Source organism: Rhodococcus sp. BH4, assembly GCF_002079265.1.
Classification (GTDB): domain Bacteria; phylum Actinomycetota; class Actinomycetes; order Mycobacteriales; family Mycobacteriaceae; genus Rhodococcus_F; species Rhodococcus_F qingshengii.
In genome coordinates this window covers 602,169-618,182 of sequence record NZ_CP014941.1, presented here as the reverse complement: position 1 = coordinate 618,182, position 16,014 = coordinate 602,169, and the positions used below count along the sequence as shown (strand labels likewise).

Sequence of the window (16,014 nt, the reverse complement as noted above, 5' to 3'; positions counted from 1 at the left end):
GGCTCGCTATTCTGCCAGTACAGGTTGCTCGAGTGTCTCCACCGGCAGGAACGGGCGATCGAGCCCGAAGCTAGCCGGGCCGAAGACCGCCAGTGCCTCCGGGGTTCTCATGATGGGTGGGGTCGCGATCCCGATGACCGCAACGCGCTGCCCGTACCGCAAGCCCTCGGTGGTGATGGGTTCGGCGGTATCGGCCTCGACGATGCAGATCAGGTCTGGCACGATCGCCACCATCACTCCGGATTGGACGGCGATCAGATTTTCGTTCTGGAACTGAACTTCCAGCTCTTCGTCTCCGACGCCGGCGATACGCACCGAACCGCGAGCGAACCCCTCATCGGTTCGCCTGTCGACATCGATCACCTTGCCGTGAAAGAGAACTCGCCCGTATCCGTAGAGCGTGTCGGCGAGACTGTCGACAAGCGCCTGCACCGGGTCCACCCGCTGCTCACGTGAAAGTCTGATGGACCGGCCGATGGTCATGGCCAACGACAGAGTCCGTGGGATCGCCGTCCGCTTCACATCTGCACCCGTCATCGAGTACTGCGCGATGTGCGCCATCCCACCGAACCTCGACGTCACCCCGCGGGCGAGGCCCTCCAATCTGCTGTTGTCACTTCCGGTGTCGAAGATCGCCACCTCGTCGTGCTCGTTCGCCATGGCGAGCGGACTCGCCGAAATCCCGTACACCGAGAAGGTTTCCATCTCGAGCTGAGGAAAGGCTCGCCCCATCCCGTCGGCGTCGACAACCGGCAGGCCGCGCCGTGCGGCCACCAGCAACGGAATCATCGAATTGATTCCGCCGCACTCCATCGGCATCGTGGCATCTGCAGTTCGACCCGTGTGCTTCTCCAACGTGATCAGCGCCAGCTCGGGTTCGGTTCCGCGCGGCATCTTTTCGACCACGACGGTCGGGGCACCCATCTGCGCGACGGGAATCACCCACGCGTCGTCGTCAAGCTCCTCCGGATCGAGAATTGTGATTTCACCGGCCTCACCGAGCGCCTGCGTGACCAACATCTTGCCGACGAACGGATCTCCCCCGCCGCCGGTGCCCAACAAGGCTGCGCCCCTGGCGAGGTCGTCGAGATCCGCCGTTCGTAGTGTCCAACTCATCGTGAGCCCTCCTGACCGGTGGAGACCAAACCACTGTGCAGTGCCAAGTCACCGACTGCCTTCACTCGAATACGTGTTGCGTTGCCCGGCAGATACGGAATGGGGACTTCGTCGAACTCCACGATCTGCACCGACTCGGGCCGTGCGCCTGCGGCGACTGCCCGATCGATCGCCTCCTGGCGAGCATCGTCGGCAAAAACCTGCCGGTGCCCGTCCCGCACCGCTTCGACTCGATCTACCTCACCACTGACCTGCGCGATCGCAGCGCCGATCGCATTGGCAACATCGAAGCGCACAGGACGAATCACCGTTCCCAGGCCCGGGAGTTCACGCTCCAGCAGTACCGATCCCCCGCCAACCGCCACAACGGGAAGTGGATCCGACGTGGTCCGCATCTGTTCCACGGCGTCGGCGACTCGGCGCGAGATCCGGTCGAGTGCCGTCGACACCAGGCCGCGGTCGAGGTGCGCCACCGCACTGCGATCTCCGACGTCGGCCAAGCCTGCCGCGACGGCTATGTCGGTGGCCGTCAACGTGTCACCGCCGAATACGAGTGCCCGTGAACCCAATTCGTATCCCACAGATTCGGGTCCGACTGTGAGTCCGTCTGCTTCCACCAGCGAACCACCACCGATACCGATCGAGAAGACGTCCGGCATACGGAAATTGGTCCGTACCCCGGCGACCGTCACCTCCGTGGTGGCTTCTCGCGGGAAACCGTTGGTCAATACGCCCACGTCGGTAGTGGTACCTCCGATGTCGATCACCGCACAGCTGGCCAGACCGGACAGCACAGCGGCGCCTCGCATGGAGTTGGTCGGTCCCGATGCGAAAGTCGCCACCGGATAACGCCTCGCGTACTCGATGTCCATCAAGGTTCCGTCGTTCTGGCTCAGGTACAGCGGCGCGACAATGCCGTGCTCGACCAAAGATCGGGCAAGACCGTCGACGATGTGATCGGCGAGCTCGCGCAGCGCAGCATTGATGATGGTCGCGTTCTCCCGCTGGAGTAGACCCACTCGACCGATCTCGTGCGAGAGCGAAATTGCGACGTCCGGGCCGAGTTCCTCACGCACGATCTCCGCGGCGGCCGCTTCGCATTCGAGATTGACCGGAGAGAACACCGAAGATATTGCGACCGAACGAGTACCGCTGCGAGCCATATCGGCGGCATGGCGGCGAATCTCGTCGGGGTCCAGCGGCGAAATACGACGACCGTCGAACTCGTGCCCACCGTGAGCGAGGTAGTGCCTTCCTTGCACAGCGGAGACCAGGTCTCGCGGCCACCCCACCATCGGAGGAAGCGCCGCGGTCGCCGGAAGCCCCAATCGCAGAGCCGCTGTCGGTGCAAGTCCGCGTTGCTCGATGAGAGCGTTGAGAAAGTGCGTCGTGCCGATCATCACTGCTTGAACAGCGCTGGGAGAGAACGAGTACTGCTGCTGCAGCGCCGTCAGAGCTCCGCCGATTCCGCCGGTGATGTCCTTGCTGGTCGAGTGTTTGACATGCCCGATGACGGTGGTCCCGTCCATCAGGACCGCGTCGGTGTTCGTACCACCGACGTCGATTCCGATTCGCATCGCGAACTCCCTTCTACAGTGTGTGCCGTGCTAGTGCGTGAGCGCAGATTTTCCCGAAGTCTCTTGCGGCGCTTCGGTGGCGGTGCGTCCGACTCCGCGAATCAGGCCGAGTCGACCCGCGACGACGTAGAGAACGAAGGCCGAGGCCACCGCGTTGATCGACGGCAGGCCGAAGGTGCTGTAATGACCGATCAGCGCCGAGACGATCCAGATCACCAGCGTGGCCGGTACCCAAGTGGGTGCCGAGTTCGGGAGGGTACCCGCAGCTCGACTCTCCTCCAGATCCTTGCGCCATGTCTTGACGATGAAGTATTCCGCCACCATGATCCCGGCGATCGGCGGGAATCCGACGCCCAACAGGATCAGGAAGTCGGTGAACGAGTTCAGGATTCCGGCAGCCGCGAGGACCGAACCGGTGATGCCGACAACTGCTGTGACAACTGCGCGATTGATCCGTCGACCGAACACGACGTCGATGAAGTTCACGACGCCGAGCCCCGAGCTGTACAGGTTCCAGTCGTTGATCTTGAAGGTGCCGAGAACGATGATCAGAACGCCGACCCAACCGACCGACGAGAGAATGATCGTGGCAATGTCGGAACTGCGAACGGCATGGGCAAGGAGAACACCGGTCAGCCCGATCACGTATTCGCCCAACGTTATTCCGACGAGCGTCTGCTTCACGACATCGCCTGCCGTGCGGTTGAAGCGCGTCATGTCAGGTGTGATCACTGCTCCGGCAATGAAACCGCCTGCGACGATGGTAGTTCCGGCGAGGAAGCTGAGCTCCGGCCCGGCTGGAGCAGATGCCATCAGATCTGACAGCGAGTGATTACGCAGTTCGGCGATGACGGCCCAACCGACCAGGATCAGGAACAGCGGAACGGTGATGTTGGCGATCAGTTGCATGGATCCGAACCCGCGAAGGACTATCGCGGTGATCAGGAGACCGAAGGCCAAAGCCCACGCCCACTGCGGCAGAAACGGCATGATTCCGTGCAAACCTGATGCAGAGACAGCAGATTGAATGCCGAACCAACCGATCAGGCTGACCCCGATCACCAAACCGATCACCGCGGAACCTGCGTGCCCGAATCCACACCAGCGTGCGACCACCGATGTGTTGAGCCCTTCACGAACCCCGATGATGCCGATGAAAATACAGACGACCTCGAGAATCACCGCCCCGACTGTCAATGCCCAGAAGGCATTCCAGAACGTCATACCGTAGCCGAGCGTCGCACCGAGCAAGAACTGTGCGAGTGCCGATACCTGACCGAATCGCTGTACTGCCACCGAGAACCACGAATATCGTGCTTCGTCGGGAACGCGGGTGAGCGCGTAGTCGTCACCGTCGGGCACTTCACCGCCGGCGGCGGTCGCTGACGTGTTTTTCATGACGGACTCCTCGAATAGTTGGAAGTGTTCTCGGAGAAGACGGTACGAATGTGGCAGGGGTCACGCCTATGGGCGAATTGGCGTTTCTTCGTGTTACGACAATGCATCTCGCACAGTCGTCATTTCACACAGTCGCCAAATGGCACGGGTCTAACGCAACGCGTACCCGCCGTCGGGGTACAGCGTGGAACCCGTTGTGTACGTGTTGGCGAAGAGATAGAACACCGCTTGTGCAATCTCGTCTTCGTTCCCGACGCGGCCGAGCACGTTGTTCTCGGCACTCCAGGTGAACGCGGCCTCCCGAACCTCCGCCGGGCGCTGAGCCCACAGATGCCCGTCGATGGTTCCGGGAGCGACAGTGTTGACGCGGATCGGCGACAGTTCGACCGCCAGCCCCCGCCCGAGCCCCTCGATTGCCGCGTTGGCTGCAACGTATGCCGCGGCAGCTGCGGGTGGCCGCACACTGGCAGCGCCGGACATGAGGACCACCGATGCGGTGGGTGTCAGCTTGTCGAGCGCAGCGTGCACGACGCGGTACTGCCCCCAGAACTTGGAGGTGAACGGCGACGCCGCTTCCTCGACGCTCTGTTCACGGAACGAGCCGACCTGGTAATCGGCAGCCGTGGTGAAGAGAGCATCGACGCTGGGGATGTTGGTGAAGAACTCTTTCACCGAGTCGTCGTCGGAGGTGTCGACGGTGAACCAGTGCGCAGCCTCACCCAGCTGCGCGGCCGCTGCTTCGAGCTTGGATGCGGTTCGGCCACCGAGAACTACCTGCGCGCCGGCGTCGACGGCAAGCTGCGCCACTCGCAGCCCGATGCCTGTTCCGCCGCCGATCAGTACGACGGTCTTGCCTGAGAGAGGAGAAGGTGTCGTTGTCATGCAGCGACTGTAGGGCTCACCGAATTGTCCCGACATGTGCAGAACGCACAGATTTCACTACGGAACAGTGCTAAGTATCGAGACTTAGCTGGTAGAGGACACCGCCCCCGGGGATCTCGCTTGACGACGTTTGCTGCGTCGAAACTGCCTTCACATGTACTCCTCCTTCGAGTTCGCTTGTAACAAAACAACTCCCACGACCGAAAATGTCGGTGAACCACAACAGCGAAGGGAAGTAACGACTATGGGATCAGCAGACGTCATGGCCTGGCTCGCCGAGGGTTACCTCGCCGGCGATCCGATTCGCTATCCGCTCTACGTCGGATCGATGTTCCTCGCGATGCCGTTCCAACTGATCGGCGTAATTCTGGGTCACCCCTTCTGAATCGTCACATCAGGCCAGGGCGGTCGACGTAGAACGGCCAGAGTTGCGATCACTGCGGCCGCCAACCCGATGAACTCCCCCATCAAAGCCGCCCTGGTGTGATCGACGGCCGGTGACCACGACGGCTCACCCTCGTGGATCGAGAACACTCCCACTGGCACCGGTATCGGGTCGCGGCGCCACCGCCGGTGTAGACGCGAAACCGTGATGATCGTCGATCCGTCGCTGGTCTGGTGCGGTTCTCCGAAGATCATCGAGGTCCCGGAATCCGCCCGAAGTCGCTCCACCGCATCACGAATCTCCATGATCTCCATCGTCGCACCGAAACAGCAGCCCTGTGCGAGTATCGATCGATGGCCGAGTGGTGGAATCCGAGCAGGCGCGTCGAGCGATGGTGGCAGACGATTGGCCTCGTCCTGCTCGTAGTCGTAATCGGTCCGAGCACCATCCATACAGTGACCACGGAACCGACAACCGGTAATTGGGTTCGCCTGGCAATCTGGCTTTTCGCGACGGCCGGATTTGCCTACGGCACCGTCCAAGCCTGGCGAAACAGGAACAAACCTCAGTCGGTGTGGTGGGAAGGGACGACTGCCCCCACCGAAATACCCGCCGACGACGTCCGTAGCGCACTCGCGTCGACAGACGACCGCATTCCGGCAATCAAGGCACTACGCGAACTGCATCCGGGCTTGGGTCTGAAGGATGCGATGGATCTGATCGACGCTCAGCGGGGCGAACAGGGCCCGCATCACTGATAGTTGCGACCATCACAATCACAGTTAGGTATCGACACCTGACCGCCACGATCGGGCAAGCACACCAGGAGTTAACCACCTGACAGACAGGCTGTTTCGCCGAGTTTGACAAATGTGGTCAATCGGTGAGCGTCGACTCGACCGATTCAACTCACCGTACCAATCGAATTCGCCGTTCAGCATTCCACTCATGGCCCAATGCCACTATTACCCAACGATTTACAACCGGAACTACGGTATCCAGTGAGAACTTTCGCGACAGTGCAGCATCTTTCGTCCAGTTGAGTTGACCGAAACTTGACGTTACGTTGAATTTCAAAGCAATAGCCCGGTCTTGACCTGCGATGGTGTGAGCGCAACGCCCACCTACGCGTGACACGTGGCTGCCCGTATGGGCGCTGTGAATGCCTGAACGTTCGAGGAGTGGAATGACTGCGGCCAAAACTGCGTGGCGTGAACTACGGAAACCCGTGTTCATCCCCGCGTCGATAGTGATCTTTGCCCTGATCGCCTTTGCCGTGATCTATGCGGGAACAGCCGCGGACGCTTTCGAAACACTCAACAACGTGATCAGCGACGGCGTCGGCTGGTGGTACATCCTCTCGGCCACCGGTTTCGTGATCTTTGCGCTGTACTGCGGAATCAGCCGCATCGGCAACATCCGATTGGGACGTGACGACGAGCAGCCCGAGTTCGGGATGCTCTCGTGGTTCGCGATGCTCTTCAGCGCCGGCATGGGCATCGGGCTCGTGTTCTACGGAGTAGCCGAACCACTTTCGCACTACGTGACCCCACCCGTCGCCGGGCAGATCGCCGGATCCACGGACGCCGCAGCCAATCAAGCAATGGAACTGACGCTGTTCCACTGGGGCCTTCATGCATGGGCGATCTACGTCGTCGTCGGCCTCGGTCTGGCGTACATGACCTACCGCAAGGGTCGTCCGCTCTCGATCCGTTGGTTGCTCGAGCCGCTCCTCGGACGGGCTCGCATCGAAGGAAAGATCGGCCACGCCATCGACGTCGTCGCCATCGTCGGCACGCTGTTCGGTGTCGCGACGTCGCTGGGCTTCGGTGTCCAGCAGATCTCGGCCGGCCTCGACTACCTCGGCTGGGTGGAGACCGACAACTGGTTGGTCATCACCATCATCGTCATCGTGACGGGCATGGCGACCTTCTCGGTCGTCTCCGGTGTCACGAAGGGCCTCAAGTGGCTCTCCAACATCAACATGATGCTCGCTGCCGCGCTGGCACTGTTCGTCCTGATTCTGGGACCGACGCTGTTCCTCATGCAGTCGTGGGTGCAGAACCTCGGCGGATACGTCCAGGCCTTGCCCGAACTGATGCTGCGTACGTCCCCGTTCGCCGAAGACGGCTGGCAGGGCGCATGGACCATCTTCTACTGGGGTTGGTGGATGAGCTGGGCACCGTTCGTCGGCATGTTCATCGCGCGCATCTCACGCGGCCGCACCATCCGCGAATTCGTCTTCGGTGTGCTGCTGGCCCCGACGCTGGTCGGTTCGTTGTGGTTCACGATCTTCGGTAACTCCGGCATTCTGCGTCAGCGCAACGAGGGCACGATGCTCGACGCATCCGGCGCAGTGGACACCAACACGTCGTTGTTCACGCTTCTCGACGGACTTCCGCTCGGAACGATTTCGAGTGTTCTCGCGATCGTCGTGATCGTGTTCTTCTTCGTCACGTCCGCGGACTCCGGCTCGATCGTCATCGACATCCTCGCGACCGGTGGCAGCTTGGAGACCTCCAAGATCACGCGTGTCTACTGGACGTTCCTCTCCGGTGCCGCGGCCGCAGTTCTCCTCATCGTGGGTGGCAGTGGATCGCTCACGGCGCTGCAAACCGTTGCCATCGCCACGGCGGTACCGTTCTCGGTCATCATGGTGCTGGCATGTCTGTCGATGCTGAAGGCATTCCGATACGAGGTCGCGTCGGCACCACGCTACCTGCGGGTTTCTACAAATGCCTCGGCATCGACCGACGTTCCGCAACCCACCGAAAAGCGGCTCCGCGATCTGAAGATCTCGTCGACCTTCGCCGGGCTGACCCCGTCACAAAGCGGAATCATGACGGATCCCTCCGACGCCCACATGCTCGTCGCGGTCCACGAAGTTCCCGCCCATGCGGTCAACATCGACCCGGATACCGGCGCCGTCGACTTCTCCGAGGAATCGAAGGTCGTCGATCCGCTGGGCGGAGAGGTGTTCGACACACCCGAGTTCGCCGACTCGGCAGAAGGCCACGCGCAAGCTGCCAGTACGGACTGACCGGCACGTTCGGCATGTTGCATTAGGCATATCTGTTCACCAACTCGCAAACTTGTCATGAGACTTTCAACTCGACAGTTCGCAGGACTCTAAGTTTCGTGAGTAGAACAGGACCAACGGGTTTGCCACTCCAGTCGCAGTCGGAGACGGAACAATCTTTCGGGATTCCGTCCGTATTCCTACGGTCGGCGCATGCACCTGCGCCGCGCACGCTCATCGACATCGTGCGGGCCTCAGCCGAGGCCAACCCGGAAGCACCTGCCATCGACGACGGCGACACCACACTGTCGTACTCGGAGTTGCTCGACGAGATCGAGCTCGGTGCGCGCTGGCTCGGTGATGCCGGCGTCGGCGCAGGTGACCGCGTCGGAATCAGGATGCCGTCAGGTTCGCGTTCGCTGTACGTGGCGATCCTGTCGATCCTCGCGGCGGGCGCCGCCTACGTTCCCGTCGACGCCGACGATCCGGAAGAGCGCGCCGAGTTGGTGTTCGGCGAGGCGCAGGTAGCGGCAATCATCACCGGCGACGGAATCCAGCCGGGGACGGCGCCGAAGCGGCTCGAACATCCACCGGTTCGCGAACCCGAACCCGAGGACGACGCCTGGATCATCTTCACCTCAGGATCCACCGGCACCCCCAAAGGCGTCGCGGTCACTCACCTCAATGCCGCGGCGTTCGTCGACGCCGAGGCGCGCATGTTCCTCCAGGACGAGCCCATCGGGCCTGGTGACCGCGTCCTCGCGGGGCTGTCCGTGGCATTCGACGCGTCCTGCGAGGAGATGTGGCTCGCGTGGCGTCACGGCGCCTGCCTCGTCCCGGCGCCTCGTTCACTGGTTCGCAGCGGCATGGACCTCGGCCCGTGGCTGGTCTCGCGTGACGTCAGCATCGTCTCCACTGTGCCGACGCTTGCGTCTCTGTGGCCGGCCGAGGCCCTCGAAGCCGTTCGACTGCTGATCTTCGGCGGCGAAGCCTGCCCACCCGAACTGGCCGAACGCCTGGCCGTCGAGGGCCGCGAGGTCTGGAACACTTACGGCCCCACCGAGGCAACCGTCGTCGCCTGCGGCGCACTGATGGACGGCAAGAGCCCCGTCAGCATCGGCCTCCCCCTCGACGGCTGGGACCTCGCCGTCGTGGACGCCCAGAGCAATCCCGTCGCGGTCGGTGAGGTGGGCGAGCTGGTGATCGGCGGCGTCGGCCTCGCCCGCTACCTCGATCCCGCGAAGGACGCCGAGAAGTACGCGTCGATGCCCTCGCTCGGGTGGGAACGCGCCTACCGAAGCGGCGACCTGGTCCGGCTCGAGACCACCGGCCTGATGTTCCAGGGCCGCGCGGACGATCAGGTCAAGCTCGGCGGCAGGCGCATCGAACTCGGTGAGGTCGACAACGCCTTGCAGAACCTGCCGGGCGTGAGCGGCGCTGCCGCAGCCGTGAAGAAGACTGCAGCCGGCAATCAACTCCTCGTCGGATACATCGCCAGCACGGATCCCGACTTCGATCTCAAGGCCGCTCATGCACTGCTCAGCGAGCAGCTACCAGCAGCCCTCGTGCCGCGTCTGGCGTTGATGGACGAACTTCCGACGCGTACGTCAGGCAAGGTCGACCGCAATGCGCTGCCGTGGCCGTTGCCCGGCGCCGGTGAAGATGCCGGGGCCGCGTTGGGCCTCGACGGCACCGCTGCCTGGGTTGCCGGCCTGTGGGGATCGATCCTGGGAGCCCAGATCACCGGACTCGACGACGACTTCTTCGAAGTGGGCGGCGGATCCCTCTCTGCTGCTCAGTTGGTGACCGCCCTGCGCGAGCGGTTCCCAGAAGTGACCGTCGCACAACTCTACGACCATCCGCGGTTGGGATCGCTCGCCGAATATCTCGACGAATTGGCACCCACCGAAACTGTGGAGCCGCGCATCGTCGCTCCGACACCCTTGAAAACTCAGCTGGCGCAGATCGCCGTCACCGTTCCGCTCACGACGCTCACCGGACTGCAGTGGGTGACGTGGCTGGCGATCGCGAACAACGTCCTCGGCTGGTTCGTCGACGTCAGCTGGGCGCCCACGGTCTCGTGGTGGTGGATCCTGTTGGCATTCATCGTGTTCATCACGCCGATCGGGCGCATGACCATCGCTGTCGTCGGAGCGCGCCTGCTCCTGCGCAAGCTGGAACCGGGCACGTATCCCCGAGGCGGTAGTGAACACCTGCGTCTGTGGATAGCGCTGCGACTCACCGAAGCCAGTGGCGCAGCCAACCTTTCGGGCGCACCGTGGATGCTCTACTACGCCCGCGCCCTCGGCGCCGACATCGGCAGCGGCGTCGATCTCCACACCCTTCCTCCCATCACCGGCATGCTCGAACTCGGTGACGGCTGCTCCGTCGAACCCGAAGTCGACCTCTCCGGCCACTGGATCGACGGCGACGTCATTCACATCGGCGAGATCAAGATCGGTGACGGCGCCTCCGTCGGTTCACGCTCGACGCTTCTGCCCGGCGCGCGTATCGGTCGCGACGCCGTCGTCGAACCCGGATCTGCGGTGTTCGGCCGAGTGAAGGCAAACCAGCAGTGGGCCGGCTCCCCCGCCACCAAGGTCGGGAAAGCGAATCATCCTTGGCCTGCCGAACATCCGAAGCGTGCACCCGGCTGGGTGCCGGTATACGGCGTCACCTCGGTCTTCCTGGCCGGTATGCCGATCTTCGCGCTGATGGCCGGGATCGCATTGATCGGTTGGTGGATTCGCGACACCGACACGCTCGCGAGCGCAGTGCTCCAATCGCTGATCATGCTTCCCGTCGCGACCATCCTGAGTTTGCTCGTCTTCGCAGTCGTCACCCTTGTGGCCGTTCGTCTTCTCTCGATCGGGCTGACCCCCGGTTACCACCCTGTCCGCAGCCGCATCGGCTGGCAGGTGTGGGCGACCGAACGCCTGCTCGACTCGGCCAGAACCTTCCTCTTCCCGCTCTACGCGAGCCTGCTGACGCCGGGATGGCTCCGCCTTCTCGGCGCCAAGATCGGCAAGAACGTCGAAGCATCCACCGTGCTCCTCCTTCCCAAGTTCACGACGGTCGCCGACGGTGCATTCCTCGCTGACGACACCATGGTTGCGAGCTACGGCCTCGGCGGCGGCTGGATGCACATCGAACAGGCGAAGATCGGCAAGCGCGCGTTCCTCGGCAACTCCGGTATGACCGCCCCCGGTCGACGCGTCCCCAAGAACGGTCTGGTGGCGGTTCTGTCGGCTACCCCGTCCAAGGCCAAGTCCGGATCATCGTGGCTGGGTAGTCCACCGGTACGTCTGAGAAGGGCTGCCGGAGACACCGACGCCGCCCGCACGTTCAATCCGCCCATGCGCCTCAAGATCGCCCGCGGAGTGGTCGAAACCTGCCGACTGATCCCCGTCATGGTCACGTTCGGCATCGGTCTCGGTGTTCTGTTTGCACTCGAAGCACTGGTCGGCGCAGTCGGATTCTGGTTCGCGGCTCTGCTGAGCGGCGTAATTCTGCTCGTCGCCGGAGCAGTGGCGGGCGCGATCACCATCGCCGCCAAGTGGATCGTCGTCGGACGCATCGCCAAGGTCGAGCATCCGCTGTGGAGTTCGTTCGTCTGGCGAAACGAGGTAGCCGACGCCTTCGTCGAGACCGTCGCGGCGCCGTGGTTCGCTCGCGCGGCGACTGGTACGGCCGTACTGAACATCTTCTTGCGTGGACTCGGGGCCAAGATCGGTAAGGGCGTTTGGTGTGAGTCGTACTGGCTACCCGAGGCAGATCTTGTGACTTTGGGCGACGGAGCGACAGTGGAACGGGGGTGCGTCGTGCAAACTCATCTCTTCCATGATCGGATCATGTCCATGGACACCGTCACTTTGGGAGCAGGAGCAACGCTGGGACCGCACTGTGTCGCGCTACCCGCAGCCGGCATCCGCGCGGGAGCGACGGTAGGGCCTGCATCTCTGGTGATGCGAGGTGACACCGTTCCGCCCTCCACCCGCTGGCAGGGCAACCCGATTGCACCGTGGGTGGCGTCGTGAAGCCGAACCGAATGCTCGAGGAGCCGATCGATCCGTACCTGCCGCTCAACGGCAACCGCGGGTACCGCGTGTCCCGGTACGAACTGGAACTGACGTACAAGGTCTTCAGCAACCGTCTCGCCGGCAAAGCTGTCATCACCGCTGTCACCACCGAGAGCCGATCCAAGTTCAGCTTCGACCTCGCGCAGAACCTGCAGGTGTCCAAGGTGTCCGTCAACGGTGCCCGCGGCACCAAGTACGCGCACTTGAACAACAAGCTGATCCTCACGCCGTCTACCAAGATCCCCGCGGGCGGTGCCCTGTCGGTCACCATCGCGTACAGCGGCAACCCCGAGCCGATCAAGAGCCTGTGGGGCGAAGTCGGCTGGGAGGAACTCGACGAAGGAACTTTGGTCGCAAGTCAGCCCAACGGCGCGGCGTCCTGGTTCCCGTGCGACGACCATCCGATTTCCAAAGCGTCGTACCGCATCTCGATCACCACCGATTCCCCGTTCTATGCCCTCGCCAACGGCAAGCTGATCCGCAAGCAGACCCGTGCGAGTCAGACGACGTGGGTCTACGAGCAGACCGAACCGATGGCAACCTACCTGGCAACCATTCAGATCGGTCAGTACGAGCACCGACAAGTGAGCGCCGGGCCGGTACCGGTCTTCGCCGTTCACCCACCTCGGCTGCGAGCAGCGTTCGACGTCGACTTCGGGCGCCAACCCCAGATGTTGGAGGTCTTCGGAAAGCTGTTCGGACCGTATCCCTTTACCGACTACACCGCTGTGGTCACCGACGACGAACTCGAAATCCCCATCGAAGCGCAGGGACTCTCGATCTTCGGAGCCAACCACTGCACAGGCAGGCGCGGTTCCGAACGTCTTGTCGCACACGAGCTTGCCCATCAATGGTTCGGCAACAGCCTCACTCTCGGGCAGTGGTGCGACATCTGGCTGCACGAAGGCTTTGCCTGTTACGCGGAGTGGATCTGGTCCGAGAATTCCGGTGGCCCGTCCTCGAACCAACTCGCGACAAACGCCTATCAAGGGCTCGGGCGTAAATCTCAGGACTTGATCGTCGCCAATCCCGGTCCTGCCCTGATGTTCGACGATCGAATCTACAAGCGGGGCGCATTGACTCTGCACGCCCTGCGCGGCGTTCTCGGAGACGAGAAGTTCTTCGAACTGATCCGTCAGTGGACCACGAAGCATCGACACAGCACGGTCAGTACCGAGCAATTCACCGATCTCGCTTCACGTTTCACCGACACTCCATTGCGCCCACTGTGGGATGCATGGCTGAATCAGCGCTCCCTGCCCCGTCTCTGACGCTCTCTCACCGCGATATCACCACGCCGAAACATTCCGAATGCGCCGATTATCTTTGTCTTACCTTTACTATAGAGGTGGGCCGAGGGACGACCCCGACAACACAATTCTCAGGGCACGCTTCCTCGACAGGTAGATCGGGGGATCGATGTTCGTTGTATTCACAATATGTTTCGTGATCGGGGTCGTGGCCCTGGTCGGAGCCTTTGCCGTCGGCGAGGTTGCAGATCTGGGCGGCGGCCACGCAGACGGGCTGCCATTTCTGAGCCTGACAACCTTGGCCACAGCACTTTTCGGCTTCGGCGCCGGCGGCGTAGCTGCCACTCTCGCGGACGCTCCGACATTGGTAGCGGCGATTGCAGCACTCGCACTCGCCGCCGTTCTCGTTGTCGTCACGCGCGGCCTACTTCTCCCCTATCTCCTTGAACAACAAGATAATTCGCACATCGGACGAGCTTCGTACTCCGGGCTGTTGGGCACCGTCACCCTCACCATTGCAGCCGAAGGTTGGGGAGAAGTCTCGTTCGTCGACGCCGAAGGCAATCGCGTGCAGGCCAAGGCCGTCAGTGCACAGCCGATGGCGCTCACCACCGGCACCACCGTCTACATCGCCGATGTAGACGATCAATACCTTCACGTCGTCACGGTTGACGACGCGATCTAAGGACTCGATACATGCTGCCAATCATCATCATTGCGGTTGTAGTCGCAGTAATCATCTTCATCGTTCTCCCCGCGATCTACGTGAAGAACTACGTCAAGGTCCCGCCGAACGAAGTGGCGGTTTTCACCGGACGAGGCAAGCCGAAAGTCGTCCGCGGCGGAGCCCGGTTCAAGATTCCGGGAATCGAACGCGTCGACATCATGTCGCTCGAGCCGTTCAACGTCAGCATCAATCTCAAGAATGCGCTCTCCAACGACGGTGTTCCGGTCAACGTCGAGGCAGTCGGCCTGGTACGAATCGGTTCCGCCGACGAAGCGGTTCAGACAGCGGTGCAACGATTCCTGACCTCCGACCTGGACGAACTCCAGCAGCAGATCAACGAAATCCTCGCCGGCAGCCTGCGCGGAATCACCGCGACCATGACGGTCGAGGATCTGAACTCCAACCGCGATTCGCTCGCACGCAGCGTGGTCGAGGAGGCAGGCGGCGACCTCGCACGCATCGGCATGGAAGTCGATGTCATCAAGATCGCGGGAATCTCCGACTTCAACGGCTACCTCGAATCGCTCGGTCAGCGCCGCATCGCCGAGGTCAAACGTGATGCCGCGATCGGAACTGCTGAAGCAGAGCGTGATTCGCAGATCCAGTCGGCAAAGGCGCGACAGGCAGGCTCCGTCGCACAGGCCGAGGCCGACACTGCGATCGCGAGTGCAAATCAGAAGCGCGACGTCGAACTCGCTCGCCTTCGAGCACAGACCGAAGCCGAGAACGCCGAAGCCGACCAGGCCGGACCACTCGCGCAGGCAACGGCCGAGAAGGCCGTCGGCATCGCACGTGAGCAGGCCGAGGCGGCCCGCGTCGAAGCTCGCACCGAGGTCGAGCGTCGTCGCGCCCAGCAATCGGAAGCGGCATTGCAGGCAGATGTCATTGCACCGGCCGAGGCCGAACGCCAAGCCTCCATCGCACGCGCAGAGGGTGAGCGACAGGCCGCGATCCTCCGCGCCCAGGCACAGGCCGAGTCAGCAAGGCAGGCCGGCGGGGCTCAGGCCGATGCACGAAAGCTCGTCGCCGACGCTGTTCGCTCCGAGCAGCAGGCTGATGCCGACGGCCTTCGAGCACGTCTGGAAGCCGAAGCTGACGGCCGCAAGGTAGCGGCCGACGCCGTTCGCGCCGAACAGCAGGCCGAAGCGGATGGTTTGCGCGCCAAGCTCGAAGCCGAGGCTGCCGGTAAGCGTCAGATCGCCGAGGCGCTCAATTCCTACACCCCGCAGGCCGCGCAGTTGCTCACTCTGCCTGACGTTCTGGCAGCACTGGTCGACGCCACCGCAGCAGCAGCGAAGCCGGTCGGCGACATCGATCGGATCTCCATCGTCGGCGGAAGCGACGGGGCGCAGGGTTCGATCGGCTCGATCCTGGGCATCAGTCCCCAGGTGATTGCCGGTGTCATCGAAACTCTCGAAAGCTCAGGCGTCGATATCACCGGTTTGCTCAACGGCCTGAACAAGACCGCATCGGTTCCGGCTGGTTCGGTACACAATTCGGTCCACAATTCGGAAAACGGTTCCGCAACCGTAGACGCGTGATTTCGCCCCGGTCCGCCGACTCTCGCAGGAGTCGGCGGGC

General features: G+C 62.7%; 12 protein-coding genes. 7 read left to right on the top strand and 5 right to left on the bottom strand.

Features of this window, described 5'->3' with window-relative positions:
• Positions 1 to 6: 6 nt before the first annotated feature.
• The 4 genes from A0W34_RS02890 to A0W34_RS02875 form a co-directional block, all read right to left on the bottom strand.
• A complete protein-coding gene (locus A0W34_RS02890; RefSeq protein WP_050655919.1) occupies positions 7 to 1,116 on the bottom strand; it encodes a DUF917 domain-containing protein in 1,110 nt (369 codons plus the stop codon).
• Positions 1,113 to 2,693: a hydantoinase/oxoprolinase N-terminal domain-containing protein gene (locus A0W34_RS02885; protein WP_081557284.1), complete on the bottom strand. Its 1,581-nt coding sequence runs from the start codon at positions 2,691 to 2,693 to the stop codon at positions 1,113 to 1,115. Before A0W34_RS02885 ends, A0W34_RS02890 begins: the two co-directional genes overlap by 4 nt.
• Positions 2,694 to 2,723: 30 nt before the next feature.
• Entirely contained in the window at positions 2,724 to 4,091 is a 1,368-nt protein-coding gene (locus A0W34_RS02880; RefSeq protein WP_081557283.1) for a purine-cytosine permease family protein, read from the bottom strand.
• Positions 4,092 to 4,241: 150 nt separating this feature from the next.
• The gene (locus A0W34_RS02875; protein ID WP_081557282.1) at positions 4,242 to 4,973 is read right to left on the bottom strand and encodes an SDR family oxidoreductase; all 732 of its coding nucleotides are present in this window, start codon (positions 4,971 to 4,973) and stop codon (positions 4,242 to 4,244) included.
• Between the two features lie 244 nt (positions 4,974 to 5,217).
• Here A0W34_RS02875 and A0W34_RS33080 point away from each other — a divergent pair, with 244 nt between their 5' ends.
• Positions 5,218 to 5,358, top strand: a complete 141-nt coding sequence (locus A0W34_RS33080) for a hypothetical protein (RefSeq protein ID WP_003941170.1) — start codon at positions 5,218 to 5,220, stop codon at positions 5,356 to 5,358.
• Here the strand turns inward: A0W34_RS33080 and A0W34_RS02870 are convergent.
• Positions 5,346 to 5,810 carry a hypothetical protein gene (locus tag A0W34_RS02870; RefSeq protein ID WP_425328784.1) on the bottom strand — a complete coding sequence of 155 codons (465 nt, stop codon included), beginning with the start codon at positions 5,808 to 5,810 and terminating at the stop codon, positions 5,346 to 5,348. The two genes, A0W34_RS33080 and A0W34_RS02870, sit on opposite strands and share 13 nt — an antisense overlap.
• 3 nt (positions 5,811 to 5,813) lie before the next feature.
• On the opposite strand from A0W34_RS02870, the gene A0W34_RS02865 reads away from it, so the two are divergent.
• The 6 genes from A0W34_RS02865 to A0W34_RS02840 all read left to right on the top strand — a co-directional run bounded on the left by A0W34_RS02865 (position 5,814) and on the right by A0W34_RS02840 (position 15,974).
• Complete coding sequence (locus A0W34_RS02865; RefSeq protein WP_232329970.1) at positions 5,814 to 6,116, top strand: ribosomal protein L7/L12; 303 nt, start codon at positions 5,814 to 5,816, stop codon at positions 6,114 to 6,116.
• A 428-nt stretch (positions 6,117 to 6,544) separates the two neighbouring features.
• Positions 6,545 to 8,398, top strand: a complete 1,854-nt coding sequence (locus tag A0W34_RS02860; protein ID WP_064688676.1) for a BCCT family transporter — start codon at positions 6,545 to 6,547, stop codon at positions 8,396 to 8,398.
• Between the two features lie 122 nt (positions 8,399 to 8,520).
• Positions 8,521 to 12,414: a Pls/PosA family non-ribosomal peptide synthetase gene (locus A0W34_RS02855; RefSeq protein WP_081557281.1), complete on the top strand. Its 3,894-nt coding sequence runs from the start codon at positions 8,521 to 8,523 to the stop codon at positions 12,412 to 12,414.
• Positions 12,415 to 12,425: 11 nt separating this feature from the next.
• The gene (locus tag A0W34_RS02850; protein WP_047269739.1) at positions 12,426 to 13,727 is read left to right on the top strand and encodes a M1 family metallopeptidase; all 1,302 of its coding nucleotides are present in this window, start codon (positions 12,426 to 12,428) and stop codon (positions 13,725 to 13,727) included.
• A gap of 148 nt (positions 13,728 to 13,875) precedes the next feature.
• The gene (locus A0W34_RS02845) at positions 13,876 to 14,391 is read left to right on the top strand and encodes a DUF1449 family protein (RefSeq protein ID WP_037129298.1); all 516 of its coding nucleotides are present in this window, start codon (positions 13,876 to 13,878) and stop codon (positions 14,389 to 14,391) included.
• A gap of 11 nt (positions 14,392 to 14,402) precedes the next feature.
• Positions 14,403 to 15,974, top strand: a complete 1,572-nt coding sequence (locus tag A0W34_RS02840) for a flotillin family protein (protein WP_050655914.1) — start codon at positions 14,403 to 14,405, stop codon at positions 15,972 to 15,974.
• The last annotated feature ends 40 nt before the right edge of the window (positions 15,975 to 16,014 follow it).